Here is a 24402-nt window from a genome sequence, read left to right on the forward strand (position 1 = left end):
GTACTGCAGGGGGGACCCTGTGGGAGAGTAGGACACCGCCGAACAAATATTACGGGAGACCCCCGCACCTTATGGTGCGGGGGTTTTCTGCGTTTACAGAGGTTCCCGCGCCAGTACTCAGGCGTTACTGTGCTTTACATGTACACGTACGTGGTTCGGGTTGTTCGGGCCGAGGAGTGGGCCTCGGTCAAGGCACTGCGGTTGCTCGCACTCCAGGATCCAGCGGCGCCGCTCGCCTTTGTGGAGACCTATGAGGCGGCTGCGGAGCGGCCCGACTCCTTCTGGCAGGAGCGGGCCGTGGGCGCCTCCGAGGGGGCCGGCGGTGCGCGCCAGTTCGTTGCCGAGGCGGAGGACGGGCAGTGGGCCGGGACGGTCACCGTACTCGTGGAGGAGGCGGGCAGCGTCGACTGGGCCGGTTTCCCCGTGGAGCGTCGACAAGGGCACGTCGTCGGCGTCTTCGTGCGGAAGGAGTGGCGGGGAAGCGGGATGACGGGTGAGCTTCTCGAAGCTGCCGTGGACTGGGCCTGGGGGCTGGGGCTCGAGCGGGTGCGGCTCATCGTCCACGAGAGGAACCTGCGGGCGCAGGGCGCCTATCGCAAGGCGGGGTTCATGCCGACCGGGCGGACCGTGCCGTTGGGGGAGGAGGGCGAGGAGAACGAGTACGAGTTCGTTCTCGAGCGTCCTGGAGGGTCAGACCGGTAGTTCGTGGTGTGGCCAGCGGGCCTTGGCCTGTTCGCGGGAGCGGAGCAGGGCCAGGGTGGGCAGGCCGCGGTCCGTTCCGGTGGCCAGGAGGTCCGGGAGCTGGGGGACCGGCGCCACGGCCGCCACATCGTCGAGCACCAGGGACATTGGTGGGTCGAGGCGACCGGAGGAGGACCGTTCGGCCATGCGCCGGCCGCGCTCGACCACGCTGGAGACGAGGGCCGTCAGGAGCGGCATCGCGCCGGGACCGGTCCTGGGGTCCTCGATGGAATCACCGAGCACATAGAGAGTTCCCCCTTCGTCCACGAAGGAATCCAAGGCGAGGGCGTCATTTCGGTTGGGAGTGCAGGCCTCGCGGATGTTCACCGTGGAGAGAGCGGAGAGGGCACGGGTGGTCAGTTCCTGGGCGATGTCCCGGCGTTCGGGGTGGGCGGTGAGGGCGGCTTCCAGTTCGCCGGCCGCGCCCGGGGCCGCCTTGGGGTTGGTGCGCAGGGTGCGGACCGCTTCATGGATGCCGGTGCCCTGGGACCAGCGGTGGACGTGCCGGATGGTGCGTCCGTCGATGGCCGCCGCGTGGAGGTAGCTGCGCAGGAGGGTCTCGGCGGTGTCGCTGACCGCCTGGTCGAGCCGGGAGGTGGGGCGGACGGGGGTGAGGAGCGCTGCCGCGCGCGAGGCCGCGGTCTGCTTGTCCTCGCAGCCTGAGGTGGGGGACCAGTGGAGGCGGGCCGGGGTGTCGCAGAGGTGGGCGGGGTCGTAGAGGTGGACCGGGCCCAGTTTGGCTCTGGCGTCCTTGGTCTCCTGCCAGAGGGCGGGGCTGGAGGTGACGATGAGGGCGGGGCCTGCTGCGTCCCGGATGGCTTGGGCCGCGGTCACGAAGCGGATTTCCGGCGGGGCGTAGTGCACCGCGCCTTCGAAACGGTTGGCTTCCCAGCCGGCCCCCCGTTCGCCTGCGATATCCGGAAGCAGAGCGGCGGATGTCGCGGGCTGGGGCTGGGGCGAGGGGGAGGAGTGCTGCGGGGCCGCTGCCGGTTGTGGGGGCTCCGTCGGCTGCTGGTGCTCCGGCTGGAGGTGCTGGGCCGGCGGCGGGGCGACCGGCTCGGTCGTCTGGCTCGGGCCGGTCTCGCCCCGCTGGGTCGGGACCTCGTGGTGGGCCGGTGGCGCCGGGGTTTCCTGACGGGGGGCCGGTGCCATGCCCGCGCGTTTCCTTGCCCGTACCGCTCGCCAGCGGACGAAGGTGCCCATCACGAACACCGTGAGGACGAGCAGGATCATCAGCTGGCCGATCAGCAGGCCCCAGAACAGTCCGTACCCCGAGAGGTCCGCCGTCTCCGCGTCGGGCCAGGCGCCGGGGATGTCGTGGGGCCGGGCGATGAGGTGGCGCATGGCCAGCGGGGTGCGGGTGAAGGTGACGCCAGTGGGCCAGGAGCCGTGGGCGAAGAGGGCCGCCAGGCCTGTCGCCGTCCAGACCAGGAGGGTCATGCCGAGCAGGAAGGCGAGTATGCCGACCAGCAGCCCGTCCGGGATGCCTCCCTGGCTGGGGCCCGAACCGCCGCCGCGCTGCTCGTCTCCCGGTCTCATGACGGCTCCCTCACCCGCGCTACGCCACCGTCGACTCGGACGAGCCGTCCAAGTCGGCCAGGTGCTGTTCCATGAAGGCCGCCGCTCGTCGTTCCTGTTCCAGTTCGGCGGCGAGCAGTGCGTCGTCGTCGGACATGGTGCGGTCGGTGGAGGATTCCGTCATCGCCCGGTCGGTGAAGACGAGTGGCCGTTCCGTCTCGGTGATCAGGTGTTTCACCACCTGCACATTGCCGTTGACGTCCCAGACGGCGATGCCCGGGGTGAGGGTGGGGATGATTTCCACCGCCCACCTCGGTAGGCCGATGACCCGGCCCGTCGCCCTCGCCTCGTCCGCCTTCTGGGCGTAGATCGTGCGGGTCGACGCCATCTTCAGGATCGCCGCCGCCTCCTTCGCCGCCGCTCCGTCGACCACGTCGGACAGGTGGTGGACGACCGCCACGAACGACAGGCCGAGGCGGCGGCCGAACTTCAGCAGCCGCTGGAACAGCTGGGCCACGAACGGGCTGTTGATGATGTGCCAGGCCTCCTCGACCAGGAAGATGCGCTTCTTCCGGTCGGGGCGGATCCAGGTGTGTTCCAGCCAGACCCCGACGATCGCCATCAGGATCGGCATGGCGATCGAGTTGCGGTCGATGTGGGACAGGTCGAACACGATCAGCGGGGCGTCCAGGTCGATGCCGACCGTCGTGGGGCCGTCGAACATGCCCCTGAGGTCACCGTCGACGAGGCGGTCCAGGACCAGTGCCACGTCCAGGCCCCAGGCTCGTACGTCGTCTATGGCGACGTTCATCGCCTCGGCCGACTCAGGTTCGGGGTGGCGCAACTGTTCGACGATGTCGGTCAGGACCGGCTGGCGTTCGACGATCGTCTCGTTGACGTAGGCGTGGGCGACCTTGAGCGCGAAGCCGGCGCGTTCGTCCAGGCCGTGGCCCATCGCCACCTCGATGATGGTGCGCAGCAGCGCTAGCTGGCCGGTCGTCGTGATCGACGGGTCCAGGGGGTTGAGGCGGATGCCGTGGTCCAGGGCGGCTGTCGGGTCCAGGCGGATAGGGGTTATTCCCAGCGCCTGGGCGATGAGGTTCCATTCGCCGACGCCGTCCTCGCCCTGTGCGTCCAGGACGACGACCTGGCGGTCGCGGAAGCGCAGCTGGCGCAGGACGTAGGTCTTCTCGAGCGCCGACTTGCCGTTTCCGGACTCGCCGAGGACCAGCCAGTGCGGGGCGGGAAGCTGCTGGCCGTACAGCTGGAAGGGGTCGTAGATGTAGCCCTTCCCGGAGTAGACCTCGCGGCCGATGATGACGCCGGAGTCGCCGAGGCCGGGAGCGGCCGTGGGCAGGTAGACCGCCTGGGCCTGGCCCGTGGAGGTGCGTACCGGCAGCCGGGTCGTCTCGATCTTGCCGAAGAGGAAGGAGGTGAAGGTGTCCGTGAGGACGGACAGCGGATCCCGCATCAGCTCATCAGCCCCTACCTTCGGATTCCGGTGGCGAACGGGAGGGTGTTCACGAACGCCCGGTGGTGCTCTCGGTCGCACCACTCCAGCTTCAGGTACGACTTGCCGGCCGACGCCCTTATCGTCCGTTTGTCGCGGGCGAGGGCCTCGGGGTTGCGGGAGGAGACGGTGATGTAGCCGACCAGGTTCACGCCGGCCGCGCCGGACGCCAGGTCCTCGCCGCGCTGGTCGAGGCGGGAGTGGGCCGCCACGTCACGTGGGTCGACGGTGCGGTTCATCTTGGCGGCCCGGCTCGCCTCGGCGTCGTCGTTGGTCTTCTCCGTCAGCATGCGTTCGATGGCGACCTCGGTGGGTTCGAGGTCCATGGTCACGGCGACGGTGCGGATGACGTCCGGGGTGTGGACGAGGAGCGGTGCCAGGAAGTTGACGCCCACCGGGGTCATCGGCCACTCCTTCACCCAGGCCGTGGCGTGACACCAGGGGGCCCGGGTGGACGACTCGCGGGTCTTGGCCTGGAGGTACGTCGGCTCCATGGCGTCCAGCTCGGCCGGCCAGGCGTTGCGCTTCGTCATCGCCTGGATGTGGTCGATGGGGTGGTCCGGGTCGTACATGGAGTGGACGAGGGAGGACAGGCGGCCCTGGCCCAGGGGCTGGCGGACGCGGATGTCCGCCTCCTGGAGACGGGAGCAGATGTCCGTCAGCTCGCGGGCCATGACCACCGCCAGGCCCGCGTCGCGGTCCAGTTTGCGGCCCGACCGGGGGCGGGCTGCGCGGGCCATGGCGTGGGCCTCGGCGGCCAGTTCACGGGTGAAGTGCATACAGGCGACGAGGTAGGCGCGGTGCTGCTCGCTGCTCGTGGACACCATGGACTGGAGCTGGTCGTAGGAGCGGGCCAGCCAGTCGGGGGACTTCTCGTCCCCGCGGACGGCGACGTCCTTGGCGTGGGCGTCGGGGTCGGCGGGGAGGGTGCGGGCGAGCATCTGGAGACGGGTGACGAAGCCGTCGCCGTTGGCGACGTGCTTGAGGAGCGTGCCGAAGCGGTCGACCAGGGCCTCCTGGTCCTCGCTGTCGCGCAGGCCGACGCCCGGGCCCTCGATCTCGATGGCGGCCGTCACCGTGCGGCGGTCGGCGTGCAGGAGTACGGCGATCTCGTCGGGGCCGAAGGGGGCGGCGAGCCAGTTGATGCGGCCGATGCCCGGGGGCGGGCCGATCTCGATCTCCTGGCCGTCGATCCGGGTGCCCGCCTCCATGACGGTCGAGCGGTAGGCCGTGCCCTGGCGGAGGGTGCGCTTGTAGCTGCGGTTGATCTCGAACCACTTGTAGAACGTGCGGTGCTTGTACGGCACGTAGACGGCGGCGAGCGCGATCATCGGGAAGCCGCTCAGCAGCACGATCCGCAGGGCGAGGACGGGGACGAGGAGGCCGCACATCATGCCGAGGAACGCGCCGACGACGATGAGCGCGATCTCGCCGGTCTCGCGGTTGCGGCCGACGATCGCGTTCGGCCGGGCGCGGCCGATCAGATATGTACGGCGGGGCGTGATCGCGTGGGACACGTGGGATTCGGTCGTCAACGCCCTTCACCTCCCGTGCGGTTGTTGCTGCTGTTGCGGGTGTTGCTCGCGTGCGGGGTGTTGACCGGGCTGCTCGTGCGGGGGGCGGGTGCGGCCGAGGGGACAGATCCGCCGCCCCCGTTCGAGGTGCGCGAGCTGTGTGCGGCGACTCCGCCGGAGGCGGGGTTGGAGGGGCGGGCGCCGGAGGACCCGGACTGGCCGCCGCCGTTGTTGTCCGCACGGGTGCTGTGCGTCTTGATGCCCTGCGCGACGAGGGTCGCCGGGGAGCTGATGACGGCCGCCGCCTTGCCTTCGGCGCCCTGCATGATGCGGTTGTTCCGGGAGCCCGCGATCTCGTCGCCGAAGCCGGGGACGAAGCGGTAGATCATCGCGCTGGCGAAGATGGCGAGCAGGATGATGGAGAGGCCGGAGACGACGGCGGAGAAGGCGTTCGGGCCGTCGGCGGAGGACAGCGCGCCCGCGAGGCCGAGCACTATCACGATGACCGGCTTGACCAGGATGACGGCGATCATGATGCCGGCCCAGCGGCGGACGTGGCTCCACAGGTTCTTGTCGACCAGGCCCGCGTAGACGACGGTGCCGAGCAGGGCGCCCACGTAGAGGAGAGCGGCCCTGATGACGAGCTCCAGCCACAGCACCCCGGCCGCGAGGATCGACACCAGGGACACGACGATCAGCATGATCGGGCCGCCGCCGATGTTCTCGCCCTTGGCGAGCGCCGCGGAGAAGGTGCCGAAGAACGTGTCGGTCTGGTTGCCGGTGGTCTTGGCGAGGACGTCGGTGATGCCGTCCGTGGCGGATACCACCGTGTAGAGGATGAGGGGGGTGAAGGCGGAGGCCAGGACGGTCAGCCAGAGGAAGCCGACGGCTTCGCCGATGGCGGTGGTGAGGGGGACTCCGCGCACCGCCCGCTTGGCGACGGCCAGCAGCCACAGCAGGAGCGTCAGGACGGTCGAGGCCGCGAAGACGACGGCGTACTGCTTGAGGAACCGCTCGTTGGTGAAGTCGACGTTCGCCGTGTCCTTCACGGCCTCGCTGAGCTTGTCGATCGTCCAGGCGGCGGCGTCTGCGCAGCCCTTGGCGAGGGAGGAGAGGGGGTCGAGGGTGTCGGAGACGCCGGGATTGGTGGTGGTGCCGGAACCCGCGTTGCCTCTCTCGCAGTACTTCTTGGCCTCACCGGGGATGAGGCTGCAGTCCAGGCTGCCGGACGGGGAGGGTGACGGGGAGGGTGACGGGTCGGGGGTCGGGGCCGCGAAGGCGCGGGTGGCCAGCAGGACGGCCGAAGTCTGGACGGCCGTCACGGCTCCGGCGAGCGTGAGCAGGCGGCGCGGGTTAGCGGGCATACGTGAACCCTCCGTACTCCTCGATGGCCTTGCTGATCTCGTCGGAGGTGGCGGCCTGGGCGTCGCCGGGAACCGGGGCGGGGCCGTCCTTCTGCTGGTCGCTGACGATCTTCCAGTCGCCGTCGGTCCACTGGAGGTCGAAGCTCCAGGTCTTCCACGACGAGGTGACGGGGTCGGTCGAGCTCGTCCCCGACATGCCGATGAGGCCCAGGTACCAGACGGCGATCTTGGCGGTGGCGGTGGAGTAGGCCAGGGGCGTCGTGCCCACGGGCACCACCCGCGAGACGAAGGTGTCGCCCTGCGGGGCGTTGGCGTCGGCGTCGAGGCCCATCTTCGCGAGGAAGCCGGTCGAGTAGGCCTGGTCCAGCGCGCCCTGCAGCTTGGCTGCGGCCGCGGTGGTGTAGACGGTGCCGACGAGAGCGTGCCGGCTGTCCGTCCGGAACATCCCGGTCGAGCCGAGTGCCACCGCGTAGTTGGCAGCGGCCGACTGGGCACCCTGCTGGGTGTGCGCGAACCCCGAGGGGACCCCGCCCGTCTTCGACTGGACCGGCTTTGTGCCGGTGGCCGCCGTGCTGGTCGCGTCCGGCTTGTCGGCGGTCGGGCCGTTGGCCGAGGTGGAAGAGGAATCGTCTCCTCCGCGGTTCGCGAAGGCGATCGCCGCGATGAGGACGACGACGACGCCGACCACCGTGACCAGGCTCCGCGAGGACGAACGGCCGCCTCTGCGGGCGCCGCCGTAGGGGTCGTTCTCGGGCAGGCGGAGGCGGGTCCGGCCGTACCCGTGACCATCGTCGGAGCGCGCGGATTCGCCGTAGTCGTGTTCGTCGCCGGGAGTCATGCCGCGTAGGCCCCCTCGCTGCTGTACCGGGACGTGTACAAGTACGACGGTAGCCGTGCTGGTTCCCGCGCGGGCGCGGTGTGGTGACTCGACATCAGGGACATCAGGGAAACGCAACCTCAGCCGGTGGGCACGACAGGTGGGTGGGGATTGTGGGCCGGGCGTGCCCGGACGGGACTGGGGGTGGTGCGGAGGCCGCGGCTACACGGCCATGCCGTACACGATCGTGAACAGTGTCCCGAGGGAGCCGATGATGAAGACGCCCGTGAGGCCGGCGATGATGAGGCCCTTGCCCTGTTCCGCACTGAAGGTGTCCCGTAGGGCGGTCGCGCCGATGCGCTGCTTGGCCGCGCCCCAGATGGCGATGCCGAGGCAGAGGAGGATGGCGACCGCCATCACGACCTCGATCATCACCTTGGCCTCGTTGCCCAGGCTGCCGAAGGGCCCCCAGTCCGGAGCGATCCCGCCGATGATGGTGTTGATATCGCCCTTGTCGGCCGCAAACAGCATGTAAGTCACCGCCCCTGGTGGGTAGTTCCGCGGTTCCCCTGCGGGTGTGCAGAGGTCACGCCTCATTCTCGCCGACGAAGTCGCCGTCGTATGTCGACTTGGCGCCTTTGCCGGACGGGATTCGTACGAATGGCTCGTATGGTCACTCTGTGTATCACGGCAGGTCACGCCGGGCAATGAGGCTTGGAGCGGAACCTGTGGTGTGGTTCCGTCGTTGGCCCACTTCACGGCCCCGTGCCGTTTCTGACGGCTGGTCGGGTGAGCGTACGTTTCGATGTTCTCATGACGTGGCGCACACCGGGCATGGCGAACGGGCCACGGCTGGATGCCGAGGCCCGTTCGTCCTTTCACCACGTGTGGCCCCCACGGCCCACTGTGGCTGTTCTGTTGTGGCTGTGTGGCTGTGTGGCTGTGTGGCTGTGTGGCTGTGTGGTTGAGCGGCTGTGCTGTCGTTTCCCGGTGACTGCGGGTCAGCCGGTGAGGGTGGGTCAGCCGGTGAAGGCGTCCGTGCCCTGCGGGGTGCCGAGGCCGGTGGGGCCGTCGTAGCCCGACTTGGCGGTGCAGAGGTAGGCGGCACTGGAGGAGCAGGTGCCGTTGCTGCCGCTGGTGACGTCGTTCAGGGCGGAGGTGCCGGAGGCCGCGTAGGGGTAGGAGGCTGGGTAGTCGCTGCTGCCCGGGGCGCCGGCGAGGGCGTAGACCGCGGCGATGATCGGCGCGGAGGCGCTGGTGCCGCCGAAGGTGTACCAGCCGGCGGTGACGCCGTAGGAGTCGTAGACGGAGACGCCGGTCGCCGGGTCGGCCACGGCCGAGACGTCGGAGATGGTGCGCTTGGAGCAGCCGGTGTCGGTCTGCCAGGTCGGCTTCGCGTCGTAGGCGGAGCAGCCGGAGCCGGTGCCCTCGGTGGAACTGGTGTTCCAGACCTTCTCGGTCCAGCCGCGGGTCGTGGAGGACGTGGACAGGGCGGTGCCGCCGACGGACGTCACGTACTTGGAGGCGGCCGGGTATTCGGCGCCGTAGCCCTCGTCGCCCGCGCTGACGGTGATGGCGACGCCTGCGTGCTTGAAGTACGAGGTGTCGTACGACGTGTCCGAGGAGGACTCGGAGCCGCCGTAGCTGTTGGAGACGAACTTCGCGCCCAGTGTCACGGCCTCGTTCACGGCCTTGCCGAGGTTGGCCATGGACGAGGAGGTGGCCTCGACGAGCAGGATGTTGCAGTTCGGGCAGACCGCGCTCGCCATGTCGAGGTCGAGGGACTCCTCCTCGGCCCAGCCGCTGTCGGCGGTGGGGAGGGAGGTGGTGGAGCCGGTCTGGCTCACCTTCTTGAAGCAGCCGTTGGCGACCGTGCAGGCGGGGAGGCCGTAGTAGGTGCGGTACTTGGCGAGGTCCGCTGCGGCGTTCGGGTCGTCGTAGGCGTCGACGATGGCGATGGTCTCACCGGAGCCGTCGGCCGAGGCTGCGTCGGTCAGGCCGTAGGCGTCCTGGAGGTCGGTGGGGCCGTAGCCGGTGGGGTCGGCGGCTGCGGCCTTCGGCGTGACCTTGGCGGTCTTGCCGGTCTCGGCGGCGCGTTCCTTCTGGAAGGCCGTGGTGCCGCCGGTCACGCGGAAGGAGTTGCAGGCCAGATCACCCTTGTGCTTGGGAGTGGCGCAGGGGGTGGCCGCCCAGGTGACCTTGGCGGAGGCGGAGGCGGAGGCGGAGGCGGTGGGGGTGGTGGTCGCGGGTGCCGCGCTCGCGTGGGCCGCGGTGCCGAGTCCGGCGAGCACGAGGGCGCGGTGCCGAGGGCCGAGGCGGCTGTGCGGCGCCATCTGCCGGATATGGCGGGGGAGGTGGGGGAAGTCGTCGTACGCAACGGACAGCTCCTGAAGACGGTTGACAGGGGCGGTGCGGGTGGGGGGTGATGCGTGCCACCGGTACGTGGTCCCCGGTGGCGGGCGGCGGCCCGCCGACGACTGTTCCCTTGTTGAGTACGCGACAACAAGACGGGTGGTGGAATCCTGACTTCCGCCTTACTGAAGGGGGTTCGGGGATTGCTGATCAATGGCGGGCGGATGGTGCGGCGATGGCCGGAACTTGACCTCGGCTGCTTCGCGACCCCGCATCGGGCCCCGCTCCGCCCCCGTCCCGGCCGTGATCGGGACGCCGCATCCGACCGGCCCCTGGGGGCCGCCGTGCGGTCGGTCCCGCCCGCGCCGGGCTGATTGTGGGGCGGAGGTAAAGTCCTCTCGCCGCGTCCCGCGCCGGACCGGGTCACGCGGCTCTTTGTCTTCTGTGAGCGCCGGCCGGGTGACGCCATGACCAGTACGCAGGACCGGACCGAGCCGACCGACCACGGCACCGACGCGCCGGCACCGGCGTTGGTCCAGGAGCGCGTGATGCGGATACGCCGTCGCCTCGAGCGGCTGATCGGCATCGCCGCGACCGAGGGCAACACGCTCACCGCGCTGCGCAACGGGGACGAGATCTTCCCGGCGATGCTGGCGCGCATCCGGTCCGCCGAGCACACCGTGGACATGATGACGTTCGTGTACTGGCGGGGGGACATCGCCCGCGAGTTCGCGCGGGCGCTGGCCGACCGGGCCCGGTCGGGGGTGCGGGTGCGGCTGCTGCTGGACGGGTTCGGCAGCCGGCTGATCGAGAAGGACCTGCTGGAGGAGATGGAGCGGGCCGGTGTGCAGGTGGCCTGGTTCCGCAGACCCCTGACCCTCTCGCCGTTCAAGCAGAACCACCGCTGCCATCGCAAGGTCCTCGTCGTGGACGAGCAGACGGCCTTCACCGGCGGGGTGGGTATCGCCGAGGAGTGGTGCGGAAACGCCCGCAACGAGCGCGAGTGGCGTGACACCCACGTGGAGGTCCGAGGACCGGCCGTGGACGGTATCGCCGCCGCCTTCGCGCAGAACTGGGCCGAGTGCCACGAGGAGCTCTTCGACGACTGCGACCGGTTCGTCCCGCACCGCCCGGAGGGCGGCGCGGTGGTGCAGGTGGTGCGCGGGTCGGCGAGCTTCGGCTGGCAGGACATGCAGACCCTGATCCGGGTGATGCTGGAGTCGGCCGAGGAACGTTTCCGGCTGGCCACCGCCTACTTCTCGCCGGACGCCTTCTTCATCGAACTGTTGTGCGCCACTGCTCAGCGGGGCGTGGAGGTGGAGATCCTGCTGCCCGGCCCGCACACCGACAAACGGGTCTGCCAGCTGGCCGGCCAGCACTACTACGAGGACCTCACCGCCTGCGGCGTGAAGATCTACCAGTACCAGCCGACGATGATGCACGCCAAGGTCATCACGGTCGACGGGGTCGCCGCGCTGGTGGGGTCGACCAACTTCAACCGCCGCTCCCTCGACCATGACGAGGAGATCATGCTCGCCGTGCTGGACCAGGAGTTCACGGCCACGCTCGACGGCCACTTCGACGAGGACCTGAAGGCCGCGGAGTTGATCCGGGAGGGACGCTGGAAGCGGCGCTCAGCGCTTCAGCGGGCGCGAGAGGCCGCCGTCATACCCATTCGCCGTTTCCTGTGACGCCGGTGTCCCGGATCTGCGGGCCACCCGTATTCCCCGGCATTTCGAGAACATGCATCGAAGATTTGTGGGCGTGAAGGGGATTTCGCGGGGCACATGAGTCAGCGGAGGTTGATAATCATGGTTCCCCTGCTTCTTGTTCTTCTTCTCGCGCTCATCCTTTTCGGCGCCGGTTTCGCTCTCAAGGCACTGTGGTGGCTCGCTGTCATCGTGCTGGTGGTCTGGCTGGTCGGCTTTGTGGCGCGGCCCGCCGGGCATGGCGGCCGCAAGGGCCGCTGGTACCGCTGGTAAAGGAAAACCGGCTCGAAGGGCCCCGTCGGCCATTGCCGACGGGGCCCTTCGGTATTGCCGCGTCAATCGTCCAGGTCGCTTTCCAGCGCACCCTCGACGAAATGGTCGAACTCGCCGGCCTGTACGCCCAGAACGAACGCTTCCCATTTCCGGCGGTTGGTGGTGACGACGTTCTCCGGATCGCTGGTCTCGCGCAGGTGGACCGGGGCCTCGCCGTCGTCCCCCTCGCCGAAGGCGATCTCGATCCAGGGGCCGGGGCCGGTCGCGTCCGGCGGGGCGGCGCGGGTCCAGGTGAGGTCGGGGGGAATGTCAGCCACGGGGAGTGTCCTTCTTCGTAACCCTGGGGGGCCGCCACCTTACAACCGGGGGAGGCGTCCGGCGCGGGCGTATGCGCCGAGCCGGGGGGTATCCGCGCACCGTGCGAAGAGTCGAAGGGTGGTGTGAGCGGAGTGCGGGTAGCGTCGTACGTGAAAGCACGCGTCTGACGTTTCTCTCACCTTCGTGGGACACAGTGAACCCGATGAAGCGAAACGCCCTGCTCGGTGCGGTCGTCCTGCTGGCCGTCACCTCCGCCTCCGAAGCGGCTGCCGACGGTGGGCCCGGCCCCCTCGGGGTGACGGCCGTCGCCGCGGCGACGGCGCAGTCCGCGCGGGTCGGCGCGCTGCTCACCGCCGGTGATGCCGACGCCGGACGACTGGCCGGCGAGCACTTCTGTACCGCCTCCGTGGTGCACAGCCCGCACCACGACCTCATCGCCACCGCCGCGCACTGCCTCAGCGGGACGGGTGAGCTCGTCTTCGCCCCCGGCTACCGGGACGGCAAGGCCCCCCACGGGAGCTGGCGGGTCGAGCGGGTCTTCCTGCCCGACGGGTGGGCGAAGGGGCAGGACGAGGACAGTGACGTGGCGTTCGCCGTCGTCGGCGAGCGGGGCGGCAAGGGCGTCGAGGACGTCGTCGGCGGCAACCGGTTCGTGACCCGTACGACCACCGGGGCGACCGCCGTTACGGTCACCGGCTATCCCGACTCCCTCGAGGTGCCGATCCGCTGCACGAACCGGCCCACCGCCCACAACTCCACCCAGCAGCGCGTCGACTGCCCCGACTTCACCGGGGGGACCAGCGGCAGCCCCTGGGTGAACGGGTACGGGGAGGTGGTCGGCGTCCTCGGCGGGCACGAGCAGGGCGGGGCGACGGCCGACATCTCGTACAGCGTGATCCTGGGCTCGGAGGCCGCCGAACTGTACCGGGACGCTGCCTCCGACTCCTAGGGGCACGGCCGGCTCTGACGCGTCGCGACGGTGACTCGTAGGGATGTCGGGCGGTCGGCGACGGGCGCCGGTCGGAGCCGGTGGGAACTGGAACCCCTACCCCGTGGCCGGCGTGGTCACCGCCCGGCCCCGCCCGGCCGACGTGCCGGTTCCGCACGTGGGCGCTACGCGTCGGCGCCGACGGCACCACCGCGGTCCTGGAGGCCTGGACCTCACGGTCTCCTGACGTGCTGTCCTGACCGGATGAGATGCCCTGTTCGGCGCGTAACCCCCTTGCGGAAACGGCGAGTCGGGGTATCGCGGGCTCCGGGCGGGGTACAGGGTCGCCACGTGCGGTTTCGCCTTGTTCGTGATCACCCCGGAGGGCGGGGGCCGCCTCTACACTGTCGGGGGCGGACTCCTGGGCGGCGAGGGGCGGTTGACGGTGCGTAAGGCATGGATCGGTGCGGCCGCTGCCGTCAGTGCCGTTGCCGCCTTCATGATGGCGCTCGTCATCGGGGTGTACCTCGTCGGCGGGAACGTCACGGGCGGGGTGGGCGGAGCCGGCAAGGCGCTGGCCAAGGGCGCCGTGCCCGCCGCCTACCGGACGCTCGTGCAGAAGTGGGGCAATCTGTGCCCCGCCATCAATCCCGCGCTGCTCGCCGCCCAGCTCTACCAGGAGAGCGGGTTCAACCCGAGGGCGCAGAGCGCCGCCGCCGCGCAGGGGATAGCGCAGTTCATCCCGGGCACCTGGGCCACGCACGGCATCGACGGCGACGGCGACGGCGACCGCGACGTCTGGGACCCGAATGACGCGATTCCGTCGGCCGCGTCGTACGACTGCCAGCTCGCCTCGTACGTGAAGGACGTTCCCGGGGACATCACGGAGAACATGCTCGCCTCGTACAACGCGGGGGCCTACGCGGTCATCAAGTACGGGGGCGTACCGCCGTACACGGAGACCCGGAACTACGTGAAGATCATCACGACTCTGGAGGAGTCCTTCGCCGCGCCCGTCAGCCGGGTGGATCCGTCCAAGCAGGCCGCGGGGGCCATCTACTACGCCCAGAAGAAGCTCGGCACGCCTTATCTCTGGGGTGGCAACGGCACGGCTGACCAGGGCGGACGGTTCGACTGCTCCGGGTTGACCAAGGCCTCGTACGAGAGCGTCGGGATCACGCTGCCCCGGGTCGCCAACGACCAGTACAACGCGGGGCCGCATCCGAAGCGCAGCGAGTTGCTGCCGGGGGATCTGGTGTTCTTCTCCACCGACCTGAACAACTCGCGGGCCATCCACCACGTGGGGATCTACGTGGGGGGCGGATACATGATCGACGCGCCCTACACGGGGGCCGTCATCCGGTTCGACCCCATCGACACGGCCGAGTACTTCGGGGCGACCCGCGTCACCGAAGATGGCGCGAAAGCACTCCCCACGACCGTGTGAAGACCGCTCGCACCTGGCCTCTGAGCTGCGGGGATCTGTCTCTCTTCGATAACGTCTGAGTGATCATTCAGTGGAGAGTGGAACGTATCAACCGGGGCCGTGCGTTCCTGTTGGAGCGGGCGCATGTGAGGTGTGCCGAGCAGAACACGACGAAGGGGCCGCAGCACCATGGCTGGACTCGCCGAATCCGGGTCGAACCCCGACGTCGACCTGCTCTATGACATCAACGGGCTGGCCGAGGACGCACCGCACTGGCTCGACCGGATCGTCGGGTTCGTGGGCGAGTACGGGTTGCTGCTCGCCATGGTGCTGCTCGTCGTGTGGTGCTGGTGGGGGGTCCGGCGCCGGCCCGGCGGGGCCGAGGAGGCCGCGTCCTCGATCGCCGCTCTGATCTGGGCGCCGCTCGCCGCCGGGGTCGCCGTCCTGGTGAACGTGCCCATACGGGGCTTCGTGGAGCGGCCCCGGCCCTTCCTCGACCACCAGGGTCTTGACGTGCTCGTCTCCGGCAAGACGGACTACTCCTTCGTGAGCGACCACGCCACCCTCACGATGGCCATGGCCGTCGGGCTGTTCATCACCAACCGCAGATTCGGGCTCGTCGGGATAGGGATCGCCCTGCTCGAGGGGTTCTGCCGGATCTACATGGGTGTGCACTATCCGACGGACGTCGTCGGCGGGTTCGCGCTCGGGACCGCCGTGGCGCTGCTGCTGTCGCCCATCGCCTCCATGCTGCTCACCCCCGTGCTGAAGGCCGTCGACCGGTCGCCGCGCGCGGGGTGGCTCGTGCGCGGCCGGGCCGCCCGGGCCGGGGAGCGGGACGGCTTCGTGACCGGCGCGCGCACCGAGATCGCCGCCGAGGAACGGGACCTCGCCGCGTAGGCCCTGCCGCCCGGCCGGGCCCCACGGGATCCGCGTCATGCGCGGGAAGCGTGGGGTCCGTCGGTGCCGCACGGGGCCTGAAGGTGTTTCAGAGGGCCTGGGGGTAGCTGAAGAAGCCGTTGGGGTCGTACTGCCTCTTCAGCTGGGTCAGGCGCGGGAGCGCGGCGCCGTAGTACGCCTTGCGCCAGTTGGTGAGGGTCGGGTCCGCGTAGTTCTGGTAGGCCGCGCCCGAGGCGTACGGGGTCATCGCCATGTGAGCCGTGTTCAGCCAGGACTGGGCCGCCGTCCCCGTGGTGCCGGCCCGCCAGGACGCGATGTACTGCGCCAGCATGCGTGAGCGGCGGTGGACGAACGCCGTGGCCGTGGGGGACACGCGGTTCACCGCGCCGCCGAGCGCCGTCAGCGCGATGCTGCCCGAGCCGCCCTGGACCGACTTCATCTGCTTCAGCAGGGTCTGGATGCCCGCCGCCGAGAGCGAGACGTCGAAGAAGTCCGAGCGGGCCGCGTATGTCTCCCGGCCCAGCGCGCCCTGCGGGGAGCGGCCCGGTGTCGAGCCCGGCAGGTGGCACTGGGCGTCGGAGGTGAAGGACGAGCAGCCGGCGTAGATCTCCATGGCCGCCTCGTACGTACGGCGCCGCAGGGAGACGTTCGACGCGGGGGCGCCCACGCGGTCCGCCAGCCGGTCCACCGCGTTCTGGAGCTGGCCGTACGTGCCGATGCAGAACGCGGCGACGGAGATGGTGGGGGTGCCGCCTGTCGCGTTCGCCACGTGCAGCGAGGACCAGATCTCGTCGGGCTGGGACGGGCCCCACTCCTGCCAGGCCTTCACCACCGCGGCCGCTTTCGACCAGGGCCAGGTGAGGTAGCCCGTCACCGCCTGGGGCGCGGGGTGGGTCCTGAACTCCAGTTCCGTGACGATGCCGAAGTTGCCGTTGCCGGCCCCGCGCAGGGCCCAGAACAGGTCCTTGTTCGTCGTCGCGTCGGCGGTGAGCTGCTTGCCGTCCGCGGTGATGATCGTGGCCCGGGTGAGGCTGTCGCAGGTCAGGCCGTAGGCGCGGGAGACGACGCCGTGGCCGCCGCCGAGGACCAGGCCGGAGACACCGACCGTGGGGCAGGAGCCCGCCGGGATCGTCACGCCCTTCGCGGCGAGCGCACGGTAGACGTCGATCAGCTTCGAGCCCGCGCCGACCACCGCCGAGGTGCCGCTCGCCCGGATCCGGTTCAGCTTGGAGACGTCGACGATCAGCCGGCCGTCGCCCGAGGACCAGCCGCCGTAGGAATGGCCGCCGTTGCGGATCGCGGCCTTGATCTTGTGGGCGCGGGCGTACGCCAGCACGGTGCGGATGTCGTCGGCGTGGGCGACGTAGGCCACCGCCGCCGGCTTGAGGCTGTCGAAGCGGGTGTTGTAGAGCTGGCGGGCCGCGGCCCAGGAGGCCTCGCCGGGGCGGACCAGGGTGCCGTCCAGGTCGCGGGCCAGCGCTGCCCAGTTGGCGGGGGCGGCGACGCTGGTCGTGGTCAGCGGGGTCGTCGTGGTGTCCCCGGTGGCCGAGGCGGCGGCGCCCGCACCGCTGCCGTTGGCCTTGCACGCGGCCGCTGCCGCCGCGACCGCGGCCGTGCCGCCCGCGATGAACGTACGCCGTTCCATGTTCTTGCGCCTTCCCTCGAACGCCTGTCGGCTTCATGGAGCGAGACGGGGTCATGGGACCACGGGTTCCGGCGGGCGCCGGCGGTGACGGAACGGTGACGTCAGCCGGTCAGCCGCGGGTGTGGCGCTCCCCGTCCGTTCTCGCCATGCTTCTCGCCCTGCGGGCCGGGCCGCGCCAGCCGCAGGTGCAGCGGGCGAGGCAGAACCTGCCCTGTTCGACGGTCGTGGTGCTGTGTTCCCCGTCGGTGCGGGGATGGGCCGAGCCGTCCTGCTGCGTCACAAGGACAACGTTACCCAGGTTCGGCAAGGGAACCCGTATGGCGGTCGCAGACCTACGGCTCAGCGTGACGGGGGCACTTACCCGTCGTTAACCGGAACGACAGGGGTCCCGTGACGGACGTACCGGTGGGGGGTGCACAGTCCATGGCGGAGCGGCGGCGCGGGCTGATGGGTGCGGTGGTCCTTTGGGGGCTCGTGGCTGGGGTCTGCGCGGGTGCCGGCGGGTGTTCCGGTGGCGGGGCCGCCGCGCAGGACGGCCGGGCGGCCGATCCCGTCGAGACGTTGCGCCGGGCCGCCGACACCCTCGTCGAGGCGGGTACGTCGAAGGCGCGCACGTCGATGGAGATGGCGACCGGCGGGACCCGGGTGACCATCCGGGGCCAGGGCGCGTACGACTACCGCAAGCAGCTCGGGGAGCTGAAGGTGCTGCTGCCGCAGGATCCGGCCGGGGCCAGTGAGCACCGCCCCATCACCGAACTCCTCGCGCCCGGGGCCCTGTTCATGAAGAACCGGGACGGGGTGCCGGACGACAAGTGGGTGCGGGTGGAGACGGCGGCCCTGTCCGACGGGAACCTCGTGACCGGCGGGGCCACGGATCCGTTCGCCGCCGCCGAGGTGCTGCGGGGGACGCGTACGGCGACGTACGTGGGGAGGACCGAGGTGGCGGGGACGGCGGTGCGGCACTACCGCGGGACCGCCGATCTGGCCGTGGCCGCGCGGGACGCGTCGGCGGGCGGGCGGGATTCGCTGCGGGCGGCGGCGAAAGGGTTCGCCACGGCACGGGTGCCGTTCGACGTCTACCTCGACGACCAGGGGCGCATCCGTAAGGTCCGGCACCGGTTCAGCTTTGTGAACGGGCAGCGGAAGAAGGCTGTCGCGGTGGCCTCCACGATCCTGCTGTACGACTTCGGGACGCCCGTCGAGGTGCGGCTGCCTGCCGCCCGGGACATCTACGCGGGGCGGATCGCGGAGGAGTGAGTCGTCTCTGCCGAGTGCTTCGGGGCGCGGGACGGGGCGGGGTGGTACGCGGGCCGGTGGATCGGCCGGGGCGCGCATCGGGCGGGTCGAGGCGGGGCGAGGCAGGGGGCCGGGCGGGTCGGTGTGCGGCGCGGGCGGGCTGGTGTGCGGGCCGCGGCGAGCGTTTTCGGCCACAGGATCGGCACAAGGACTAGCCCGTCCGTGCCATGCGCGCGGTGTATGGCGCTCCCTACTCTAGGAAGCCGGTGACGGCAGAGACGAGGTGATGCGCGTGACTCCGGGCGGCGGTACGGCAGTTCAGGACCACGTGGCCCTCGCCGAGATCGAGTTGTGCGGGGAGCTGATCATCGCCGCGTCGGCGGCCGGGGAGGAACGGCTCAGTCTCGAGAGCATCGACCTGGTGCTGCGGGTGGGGGAGGAGCGGGGAGCCGGTCCGGGGTCCGGTCCGGGTGCGGGCCGCGGCGGGTCAGGTGCGCAGTAGACGGCCGATGGCCTTCGTCGCCTCTTCCACCTTCGCGTCGATCTCGTCGCCGCCCCTGAGGGCCGCGTCGGCGACGCAGTGCCGCAGGTGTTCCTCCAGGAGTTGCAGCGCGAACGACTGCAGGGCCTTGGTGGAGGCGGACACCTGGGTGAGTATGTCGATGCAGTAGGTGTCCTCGTCGACCATGCGCTGGAGACCGCGGATCTGGCCCTCGATGCGGCGCAGGCGCTTGAGGTGCTCGTCCTTCTGTTTGTGGTATCCGTGAACCGCCCCGGGCGCGTGCTCCGGGTCGGTCGTGGAACCGGTCGGGACGGCTGCGGGCTCGCCGGCCTCTGTGGTCGTCATCGTGTCCTCCAGCGCTCCGGCTCCACACGTATACCCCTACTGGGTATATCGTACCGAACTTCGGTGGGTATACGGCCCGAGCAGGGGTTTTCGCCGGTCTTCCCGCTGCCGGTCGCCCCCCTCCCGGTCGCTCTGCCCGATAAGCGACACTGGGGGACGGCCCATTAGCCGTGGCCGGATGATGCGCCTAGCATCAGCCTGACCGAAACCGATGCATCCTGAGGACCCCACGTGCGCTTTCGTCTGACCCCCAGGGAGACGAGCTTCTACGACATGTTCGCCGCGTCCGCGGACAACATCGTCACGGGCTCGAAACTCCTGATGGAACTGCTCGGGGCGGACCCCGCCGGCCGGGCCGAGATCGCGGAGCGTATGCGGGCCGCGGAACACGCAGGTGACGACGCCACGCATGCGATCTTCCACCAGCTGAACTCCTCGTTCATCACGCCCTTCGACCGCGAGGACATCTACAACCTCGCGTCCTCGCTCGACGACATCATGGACTTCATGGAGGAGGCCGTCGACCTGGTCGTCCTCTACAACGTCGAGGAACTGCCCAAGGGCGTCGAGCAGCAGATCGAGGTGCTGGCGCGGGCGGCGGAGCTGACCGCCGAGGCCATGCCGAACCTGCGGACCATGGCGAACCTCACCGAGTACTGGATCGAGGTCAACCGGCTCGAGAACCAGGCCGACCAGATCCACCGGAAGCTGCTCGCGCATCTCTTCAACGGCAAGTACGAGGCCATCGAGGTGCTCAAGCTGAAGCAGATCGTGGATGTGCTGGAGGAGGCCGCCGACGCCTTCGAGCACGTGGCCAACACGGTGGAGACCATCGCGGTCAAGGAGTCCTGAGCCCTTCATGGACACCTTTGCTCTGATCGTGACCATTGGCGTCGCGCTCGGATTCACTTACACGAACGGCTTTCACGACTCCGCGAACGCCATCGCCACGTCCGTCTCGACCCGGGCGCTGACGCCCCGGGCGGCGCTGGCCATGGCCGCGGTGATGAACCTCGCCGGCGCGTTCCTCGGGAGCGGGGTCGCGCACACCGTCAGCAAGGGGCTGATCGAGACGCCCGACGGGTCGAAGGGGATGGGGATCCTCTTCGCCGCGCTGATCGGGGCGATCGTCTGGAACCTCGTCACCTGGTACTTCGGGCTGCCTTCGTCGTCCTCGCACGCGCTGTTCGGCGGCATGGTCGGCGCCGCGCTCGCCGGTGGTACGGAGGTCATCTGGTCCGGCGTGCTCGACAAGGTCGTCATTCCGATGTTCATCTCGCCGGTGGTGGGGCTCATCGTCGGTTATCTGGTGATGACGGCCATTCTGTGGATATTCCGGCGTGCCAATCCGCACAAGGCCAAGCGGGGCTTCCGGATCGCCCAGACCGTCTCGGCCGCGGGTATGGCGCTGGGGCACGGTCTTCAGGACGCGCAGAAGACGATGGGCATCGTGGTGATGGCCCTCGTCATCGGCGATGTACAGGGGGCCGACGATCCGATCCCGGTGTGGGTGAAGATCGCTTGCGCGGTGATGCTCTCGCTGGGGACGTACGCGGGTGGGTGGCGGATCATGCGGACCCTTGGGCGGAAGATCATCGAGCTTGATCCGCCGCAGGGGTTCGCCGCGGAGACGACCGGGGCGTCGATCATGTTCACCACGGCGTTTCTGTTCAAGGCGCCGATCTCGACCACGCATGTGATCACCTCGGCGATCATGGGTGTCGGGGCGACCAAGCGGATCAATGCCGTGCGGTGGGGTGTTGCCAAGAACATCGTCCTTGGCTGGTTCATCACGATGCCTGCGGCGGGGCTTGTCGCGGCGTGCGCGTTCTGGATCGTGGACCTGGCGTTTCTGTAGGGGGGCTTCCGCCCGTCTGCCCGCCCGATTCGGTGGGGGAGGGGGGTTCCCGGCACGGGGCTCTGCCCCGGACCCCGGCGGGCGGGGGCTTCGCCCCTGCGCACCGGGGCTTCGCCTCCTGCGCCTCCGCCGGGGCTCCGCCTCCTGCGTCCCGGGGCCTCGCCCCCCTGCGTCCCGGGGCTTCGCTTCACTCCCCGTCCGCCCCGCCGGAGGCGAAACGCGTGGGCCCGCCCCCCGAGCCGAGGGGCGGGCCCTTTGCGTCCTCGCGGTGGCACCGCCATGCAGCACCGCGAGGGGTTCGGGGGTGCGGCTCAGCCGAAGCGGCCTGAGATGTAGTCCTCCGTGGCCTGGACCGACGGGTTGGAGAAGATCCGTTCCGTGTCGTCGATCTCGATGAGCTTGCCGGGCTGGCCGACGGCCGACAGGTTGAAGAAGGCCGTGCGGTCCGAGACGCGCGCGGCCTGCTGCATGTTGTGCGTCACGATGACGATCGTGAAGCGTTCCTTGAGCTCGCCGATCAGGTCCTCGATCGCCAGGGTGGAGATGGGGTCCAGGGCCGAGCACGGCTCGTCCATCAGCAGGACCTTCGGCTCCACCGCGATGGCGCGGGCGATGCACAGCCGCTGCTGCTGGCCGCCCGAGAGGCCCGAGCCGGGCTTGTTCAGGCGGTCCTTGACCTCGTTCCAGAGGTTCGCGCCCTGGAGGGACTTCTCGACGACGTCCGCCAGTTCGTTCTTCTTGTAGGAGCCGTTGAGGCGCAGGCCGGCCGCCACGTTGTCGAAGATCGACATGGTGGGGAACGGGTTCGGGCGCTGGAAGACCATGCCGACCTCGCGGCGGACCGAGACGGGGTCCACACCCGCCGCGTACAGGTCCTCGTCGTCGAGGAGTACCTTGCCCTCGACCCGGCCGCCCGAGGTCACCTCGTGCATACGGTTCAGCGTGCGCAGGAACGTCGACTTGCCGCAGCCGGAGGGGCCGATGAAGGCCGTCACCGAGCGCGGTTCGACCGTCATCGAGATGTCCTCGATCGCCTTGTGGGATCCGTAGTAGGCGGTCAGTCCGCTTACGTCGATTCGCTTCGCCATTTTCTCTACTTCACTTCCAGTCAGTCGCTGAGGGGGTCCCGTGCGGCAGCCTGTAGCCGCGGATCGCTGCTTCAGCGACCGGTCTTCGGGGCCTTCCAGCGGGCGATGCCGCGGGCCACCAGGTTGAGGATCATCACGAAGGCGATCAGCGTGAGCGACGCCGCCCAGGCTCGGTCGTAGGCCGCGGTCGAACCCGCACTCTGTGAGTACTGCTGGTAGATGTACAGCGGGAGCGACGCCTGCGCGCCCTCGAAGGGGTTCGCGTTGATGAACGGGTTACCGAAGACGAGGAGGAGGACCGGCGCCGTCTCGCCCGCGATACGGGCGATCGCCAGCATCACGCCCGTGATGATGCCTCCGATCGAGGTCGGGACTACCACCTTCAGGATCGTGCGCCACTTCGGGACGCCGAGGGCGAGCGACGCCTCGCGCAGCTCGTTCGGGACCAGCTTCAGCATTTCCTCTGTTGAGCGTACGACGACCGGCATCATCAGGATCGCCAGGGCGAGGGAGCCCGCGAAGCCGAAGGGTTGCATGTCGAACATCAGCATCAGGCTGAGGATGAACAGACCCGCCACGATCGACGGGATGCCCGTCATGACGTCCACGAAGAACGTGACCGACTTCGCCAGGGCGCCGCGGCCGTACTCCACCAGGTAGATCGCCGTCAGGATGCCGACCGGGGCACCGATCGCGGTCGCCAGGCCCACCTGCTCCAGGCTGCCGAGAATTGCGTGGTAGATGCCGCCGCCCGGCTCGCTGTCCGCCACCACGCCCATGGAGTGGGTGAGGAAGTAGAAGTCGAGGACCTTCACGCCGCGCTGGATCGTCGTCCAGAGGAGGGAGACCAGCGGGACCACGGCCAGGACGAACGCCACCCAGACCAGACTGGTCGCGACCCGGTCCTTCGCCTGGCGGCGGCCCTCCACCTTCGCGGCGATGCCGAAGGTGCCGAAGACGAAGAGGAGACCGGCGATCAGGCCCCACTGGACCTTGTTGTCCAGGCCGCCGGCGAGGCCGATGGCGATCGCGAGGACGAGCGAACCGCCCGCGATGGCCCAGGGGGACCACCTCGGCAGGCTGGCCGCGTGGAGCGAGTTCGGGGACTTGTCGGCTACTGCTGCTGCGTGGCTCATGCGTTGGCCCCCGAGTACTCACTGCGGCGGGCGATGATCATGCGTGCCGCGCCGTTGACCAGCAGGGTGATGACGAACAGGACCAGACCGGAGGCGATGAGCGCGTCACGGCCGAACTCCGTCGCCTCGTTGAACTTGCTGGCGATGTTCTGGGCGAAGGTGCCGCCACCGGGGTTGAGGAGGCTGGCGTGGATGTCGAAGTCGGGGGAGAGGACCGTGGCCACGGCCATCGTCTCGCCCAGCGCGCGGCCGAGGCCCAGCATCGAGGCCGAGATGACTCCGGAGCGGCCGAAGGGGAGCACCGACATGCGGATGACCTCCCAGCGGGTGGCGCCGAGCGCCAGGGCCGCCTCCTCGTGCATCTGCGGTACCTGGCGGAAGACCTCGCGGCTGACGTTGGTGATGACCGGCAGGATCATCACGGCCAGCAGGATGCCCACCGTGAGCATCGAGCGCGGGGCGCCGTCGTCCCAGGAGAAGACGCCGGTCCAGCCCAGGTAGTCGTTCAGCCAGCCGAACAGACCGTTCATGTGCGGTACGAGGACCAGGGCGCCCCAGAGGCCGTACACGATGGACGGCACGGCGGCGAGCAGGTCGATCACGTACGAGACGGGACTGCTCATCCGGCGCGGGGCGTAGTGGGTGATGAAGAGGGCGATCGAGACGGCGATCGGGACCGCGATGACCATCGCGATGATCGAGGAGACCACCGTGCCGAAGGCGAGGACCGCGATGCCGAACTTCGGCGGGACCAGGCCGGTGTTCCACTCGAACGTGGTCAGGAAGTTGGCGTCGTCCTTGCTGATGGCAAGGGTCGCACGGTAGGTGAGGAAGACCGCGATCGCGGCCATGATCACCAACAGGAAGATGCCCGAGCCGCGGGAGAGACCGAGGAAGATCCGGTCACCGGGTCGGGTGGCGCCGCGGGCCGCGCGCTTCTGCTCCGCTGTCACGGGCGGCGGGGCCGTGGGGGGTGGGGTGTCGTCCGTGTCTTTGTTCTGTGTCGATATGTCCATGGAGGTCTCCGGTCTGCGGAGCCGCCTGCGGTGTGGGGGCGGCTCGGGTGGGGCCGGGTTTGCGGACGGCCCCTGGCGGCGGTGCACCGGACGGGTGCGGTGCGGGCCCGGTGGGAACCCGCGCCCGACCGCCACCCAGGAACAATCTAAAGCCCTCGACGGGGGTGGGGACCATTGTGATTATTGCGGCGGGGATCGGCGCGTTG

The 24402-nt window shown here is 69.7% G+C and carries 23 protein-coding genes and 1 pseudogene; 10 read left to right on the top strand and 14 right to left on the bottom strand.

The window, feature by feature from the left end:
* The first annotated feature begins 138 nt into the window (after positions 1 to 138).
* The gene (locus tag ACFWBB_RS32095; protein WP_385279328.1) at positions 139 to 702 is read left to right on the top strand and encodes a GNAT family N-acetyltransferase; all 564 of its coding nucleotides are present in this window, start codon (positions 139 to 141) and stop codon (positions 700 to 702) included.
* Here the strand turns inward: ACFWBB_RS32095 and ACFWBB_RS32100 are convergent.
* The 7 genes and pseudogenes from ACFWBB_RS32100 to ACFWBB_RS32130 form a co-directional block, all read right to left on the bottom strand.
* Positions 691 to 2280 (bottom strand): type VI secretion protein, encoded by a 1590-nt coding sequence (locus tag ACFWBB_RS32100; protein ID WP_385279330.1) that lies wholly within the window; start codon positions 2278 to 2280, stop codon positions 691 to 693. The genes ACFWBB_RS32095 and ACFWBB_RS32100 overlap by 12 nt on opposite strands.
* A gap of 19 nt (positions 2281 to 2299) precedes the next feature.
* Positions 2300 to 3730: an ATP-binding protein gene (locus tag ACFWBB_RS32105; RefSeq protein ID WP_385279332.1), complete on the bottom strand. Its 1431-nt coding sequence runs from the start codon at positions 3728 to 3730 to the stop codon at positions 2300 to 2302.
* 14 nt (positions 3731 to 3744) lie between these two features.
* Positions 3745 to 5304 carry an SCO6880 family protein gene (locus ACFWBB_RS32110; RefSeq protein WP_385279334.1) on the bottom strand — a complete coding sequence of 520 codons (1560 nt, stop codon included), beginning with the start codon at positions 5302 to 5304 and terminating at the stop codon, positions 3745 to 3747.
* Complete coding sequence (locus tag ACFWBB_RS32115; protein ID WP_385279336.1) at positions 5301 to 6647, bottom strand: hypothetical protein; 1347 nt, start codon at positions 6645 to 6647, stop codon at positions 5301 to 5303. The genes ACFWBB_RS32110 and ACFWBB_RS32115 overlap by 4 nt, the downstream gene beginning before the upstream one ends.
* Positions 6637 to 7485, bottom strand: a complete 849-nt coding sequence (locus tag ACFWBB_RS32120) for a hypothetical protein (RefSeq protein WP_385279338.1) — start codon at positions 7483 to 7485, stop codon at positions 6637 to 6639. The genes ACFWBB_RS32115 and ACFWBB_RS32120 overlap by 11 nt, the downstream gene beginning before the upstream one ends.
* Before the next feature lie 201 nt (positions 7486 to 7686).
* Positions 7687 to 7995, bottom strand: coding sequence for a hypothetical protein (locus ACFWBB_RS32125; RefSeq protein WP_003991275.1), 309 nt, complete (start codon positions 7993 to 7995; stop codon positions 7687 to 7689).
* A 488-nt stretch (positions 7996 to 8483) separates the two neighbouring features.
* Positions 8484 to 9841, bottom strand: a pseudogene (locus ACFWBB_RS32130) (peptidase S8).
* A gap of 442 nt (positions 9842 to 10283) precedes the next feature.
* On the opposite strand from ACFWBB_RS32130, the gene ACFWBB_RS32135 reads away from it, so the two are divergent.
* Together ACFWBB_RS32135 and ACFWBB_RS32140 are read left to right on the top strand one after the other, a co-directional pair.
* Positions 10284 to 11507 (top strand): phosphatidylserine/phosphatidylglycerophosphate/cardiolipin synthase family protein, encoded by a 1224-nt coding sequence (locus ACFWBB_RS32135; RefSeq protein WP_385279340.1) that lies wholly within the window; start codon positions 10284 to 10286, stop codon positions 11505 to 11507.
* Between the two features lie 120 nt (positions 11508 to 11627).
* A complete protein-coding gene (locus ACFWBB_RS32140; RefSeq protein WP_328481100.1) occupies positions 11628 to 11798 on the top strand; it encodes a hydrophobic protein in 171 nt (56 codons plus the stop codon).
* A 62-nt stretch (positions 11799 to 11860) separates the two neighbouring features.
* Here the strand turns inward: ACFWBB_RS32140 and ACFWBB_RS32145 are convergent, their stop codons facing one another.
* Positions 11861 to 12115 carry a DUF397 domain-containing protein gene (locus ACFWBB_RS32145; protein ID WP_385279342.1) on the bottom strand — a complete coding sequence of 85 codons (255 nt, stop codon included), beginning with the start codon at positions 12113 to 12115 and terminating at the stop codon, positions 11861 to 11863.
* A gap of 203 nt (positions 12116 to 12318) precedes the next feature.
* Between ACFWBB_RS32145 and ACFWBB_RS32150 the strand changes: the two genes are divergently transcribed.
* The 3 genes from ACFWBB_RS32150 to ACFWBB_RS32160 all read left to right on the top strand — a co-directional run bounded on the left by ACFWBB_RS32150 (position 12319) and on the right by ACFWBB_RS32160 (position 15370).
* Positions 12319 to 13065 (top strand): trypsin-like serine peptidase, encoded by a 747-nt coding sequence (locus ACFWBB_RS32150; RefSeq protein WP_385279344.1) that lies wholly within the window; start codon positions 12319 to 12321, stop codon positions 13063 to 13065.
* A 418-nt stretch (positions 13066 to 13483) separates the two neighbouring features.
* Positions 13484 to 14491 carry an NlpC/P60 family protein gene (locus tag ACFWBB_RS32155; RefSeq protein ID WP_385279423.1) on the top strand — a complete coding sequence of 336 codons (1008 nt, stop codon included), beginning with the start codon at positions 13484 to 13486 and terminating at the stop codon, positions 14489 to 14491.
* 168 nt (positions 14492 to 14659) lie between these two features.
* Positions 14660 to 15370 carry a phosphatase PAP2 family protein gene (locus ACFWBB_RS32160; RefSeq protein ID WP_385279346.1) on the top strand — a complete coding sequence of 237 codons (711 nt, stop codon included), beginning with the start codon at positions 14660 to 14662 and terminating at the stop codon, positions 15368 to 15370.
* A gap of 88 nt (positions 15371 to 15458) precedes the next feature.
* Here the strand turns inward: ACFWBB_RS32160 and ACFWBB_RS32165 are convergent, their stop codons facing one another.
* Entirely contained in the window at positions 15459 to 17015 is a 1557-nt protein-coding gene (locus ACFWBB_RS32165) for an FAD-binding oxidoreductase (protein ID WP_385279348.1), read from the bottom strand.
* A gap of 109 nt (positions 17016 to 17124) precedes the next feature.
* Positions 17125 to 17295 (bottom strand): hypothetical protein, encoded by a 171-nt coding sequence (locus ACFWBB_RS32170; RefSeq protein ID WP_385279350.1) that lies wholly within the window; start codon positions 17293 to 17295, stop codon positions 17125 to 17127.
* A gap of 143 nt (positions 17296 to 17438) precedes the next feature.
* Here ACFWBB_RS32170 and ACFWBB_RS32175 point away from each other — a divergent pair, with 143 nt between their 5' ends.
* Both ACFWBB_RS32175 and ACFWBB_RS32180 read left to right on the top strand, forming a co-directional pair.
* Positions 17439 to 18272 carry a hypothetical protein gene (locus tag ACFWBB_RS32175; protein WP_385279351.1) on the top strand — a complete coding sequence of 278 codons (834 nt, stop codon included), beginning with the start codon at positions 17439 to 17441 and terminating at the stop codon, positions 18270 to 18272.
* Positions 18273 to 18537: 265 nt separating this feature from the next.
* Complete coding sequence (locus tag ACFWBB_RS32180) at positions 18538 to 18753, top strand: hypothetical protein (RefSeq protein ID WP_385279352.1); 216 nt, start codon at positions 18538 to 18540, stop codon at positions 18751 to 18753.
* Here the strand turns inward: ACFWBB_RS32180 and ACFWBB_RS32185 are convergent.
* Positions 18739 to 19098 carry a metal-sensitive transcriptional regulator gene (locus ACFWBB_RS32185; protein WP_385279353.1) on the bottom strand — a complete coding sequence of 120 codons (360 nt, stop codon included), beginning with the start codon at positions 19096 to 19098 and terminating at the stop codon, positions 18739 to 18741. The genes ACFWBB_RS32180 and ACFWBB_RS32185 overlap by 15 nt on opposite strands.
* A gap of 231 nt (positions 19099 to 19329) precedes the next feature.
* Between ACFWBB_RS32185 and ACFWBB_RS32190 the strand changes: the two genes are divergently transcribed.
* Together ACFWBB_RS32190 and ACFWBB_RS32195 are read left to right on the top strand one after the other, a co-directional pair.
* A complete protein-coding gene (locus ACFWBB_RS32190) occupies positions 19330 to 19950 on the top strand; it encodes a DUF47 domain-containing protein (RefSeq protein ID WP_171398087.1) in 621 nt (206 codons plus the stop codon).
* A 7-nt stretch (positions 19951 to 19957) separates the two neighbouring features.
* Positions 19958 to 20956 carry an anion permease gene (locus ACFWBB_RS32195; protein ID WP_385279356.1) on the top strand — a complete coding sequence of 333 codons (999 nt, stop codon included), beginning with the start codon at positions 19958 to 19960 and terminating at the stop codon, positions 20954 to 20956.
* A gap of 311 nt (positions 20957 to 21267) precedes the next feature.
* On the opposite strand, the gene pstB is transcribed toward ACFWBB_RS32195, so the two are convergent.
* The 3 genes from pstB to pstC all read right to left on the bottom strand — a co-directional run bounded on the left by pstB (position 21268) and on the right by pstC (position 24196).
* Positions 21268 to 22044, bottom strand: coding sequence for a phosphate ABC transporter ATP-binding protein PstB (gene pstB, locus ACFWBB_RS32200; RefSeq protein ID WP_385279359.1), 777 nt, complete (start codon positions 22042 to 22044; stop codon positions 21268 to 21270).
* A 71-nt stretch (positions 22045 to 22115) separates the two neighbouring features.
* The gene (gene pstA, locus ACFWBB_RS32205) at positions 22116 to 23180 is read right to left on the bottom strand and encodes a phosphate ABC transporter permease PstA (RefSeq protein ID WP_385279362.1); all 1065 of its coding nucleotides are present in this window, start codon (positions 23178 to 23180) and stop codon (positions 22116 to 22118) included.
* Entirely contained in the window at positions 23177 to 24196 is a 1020-nt protein-coding gene (gene pstC, locus ACFWBB_RS32210) for a phosphate ABC transporter permease subunit PstC (RefSeq protein WP_385279365.1), read from the bottom strand. Before pstC ends, pstA begins: the two co-directional genes overlap by 4 nt.
* Between the last annotated feature and the right edge of the window lie 206 nt (positions 24197 to 24402).

Origin of the sequence: Streptomyces sp. NPDC060000 (genome assembly GCF_042737375.1) — a bacterium.
Classification (GTDB): domain Bacteria; phylum Actinomycetota; class Actinomycetes; order Streptomycetales; family Streptomycetaceae; genus Streptomyces.

What these genes read in the sequence shown, in the direction of transcription:
- ACFWBB_RS32175 (WP_385279351.1), top strand. Translation starts at nt 17,439, where the DNA reads ATGGCGGAGCGGCGGCGCGGGCTGATGGGTGCGGTGGTCCTTTGGGGG.
- ACFWBB_RS32100 (WP_385279330.1), bottom strand. Translation starts at nt 2,280, where the DNA reads ATGAGACCGGGAGACGAGCAGCGCGGCGGCGGTTCGGGCCCCAGCCAG.
- ACFWBB_RS32105 (WP_385279332.1), bottom strand. Translation starts at nt 3,730, where the DNA reads ATGCGGGATCCGCTGTCCGTCCTCACGGACACCTTCACCTCCTTCCTC.
- pstB (WP_385279359.1), bottom strand. Translation starts at nt 22,044, where the DNA reads ATGGCGAAGCGAATCGACGTAAGCGGACTGACCGCCTACTACGGATCC.
- ACFWBB_RS32160 (WP_385279346.1), top strand. Translation starts at nt 14,660, where the DNA reads ATGGCTGGACTCGCCGAATCCGGGTCGAACCCCGACGTCGACCTGCTC.
- ACFWBB_RS32120 (WP_385279338.1), bottom strand. Translation starts at nt 7,485, where the DNA reads ATGACTCCCGGCGACGAACACGACTACGGCGAATCCGCGCGCTCCGAC.
- pstC (WP_385279365.1), bottom strand. Translation starts at nt 24,196, where the DNA reads ATGGACATATCGACACAGAACAAAGACACGGACGACACCCCACCCCCC.
- ACFWBB_RS32135 (WP_385279340.1), top strand. Translation starts at nt 10,284, where the DNA reads ATGACCAGTACGCAGGACCGGACCGAGCCGACCGACCACGGCACCGAC.
- ACFWBB_RS32150 (WP_385279344.1), top strand. Translation starts at nt 12,319, where the DNA reads ATGAAGCGAAACGCCCTGCTCGGTGCGGTCGTCCTGCTGGCCGTCACC.
- pstA (WP_385279362.1), bottom strand. Translation starts at nt 23,180, where the DNA reads ATGAGCCACGCAGCAGCAGTAGCCGACAAGTCCCCGAACTCGCTCCAC.
- ACFWBB_RS32180 (WP_385279352.1), top strand. Translation starts at nt 18,538, where the DNA reads ATGCGCGTGACTCCGGGCGGCGGTACGGCAGTTCAGGACCACGTGGCC.
- ACFWBB_RS32125 (WP_003991275.1), bottom strand. Translation starts at nt 7,995, where the DNA reads ATGCTGTTTGCGGCCGACAAGGGCGATATCAACACCATCATCGGCGGG.
- ACFWBB_RS32185 (WP_385279353.1), bottom strand. Translation starts at nt 19,098, where the DNA reads ATGACGACCACAGAGGCCGGCGAGCCCGCAGCCGTCCCGACCGGTTCC.
- ACFWBB_RS32195 (WP_385279356.1), top strand. Translation starts at nt 19,958, where the DNA reads ATGGACACCTTTGCTCTGATCGTGACCATTGGCGTCGCGCTCGGATTC.
- ACFWBB_RS32140 (WP_328481100.1), top strand. Translation starts at nt 11,628, where the DNA reads ATGGTTCCCCTGCTTCTTGTTCTTCTTCTCGCGCTCATCCTTTTCGGC.
- ACFWBB_RS32115 (WP_385279336.1), bottom strand. Translation starts at nt 6,647, where the DNA reads ATGCCCGCTAACCCGCGCCGCCTGCTCACGCTCGCCGGAGCCGTGACG.
- ACFWBB_RS32095 (WP_385279328.1), top strand. Translation starts at nt 139, where the DNA reads ATGTACACGTACGTGGTTCGGGTTGTTCGGGCCGAGGAGTGGGCCTCG.
- ACFWBB_RS32165 (WP_385279348.1), bottom strand. Translation starts at nt 17,015, where the DNA reads ATGGAACGGCGTACGTTCATCGCGGGCGGCACGGCCGCGGTCGCGGCG.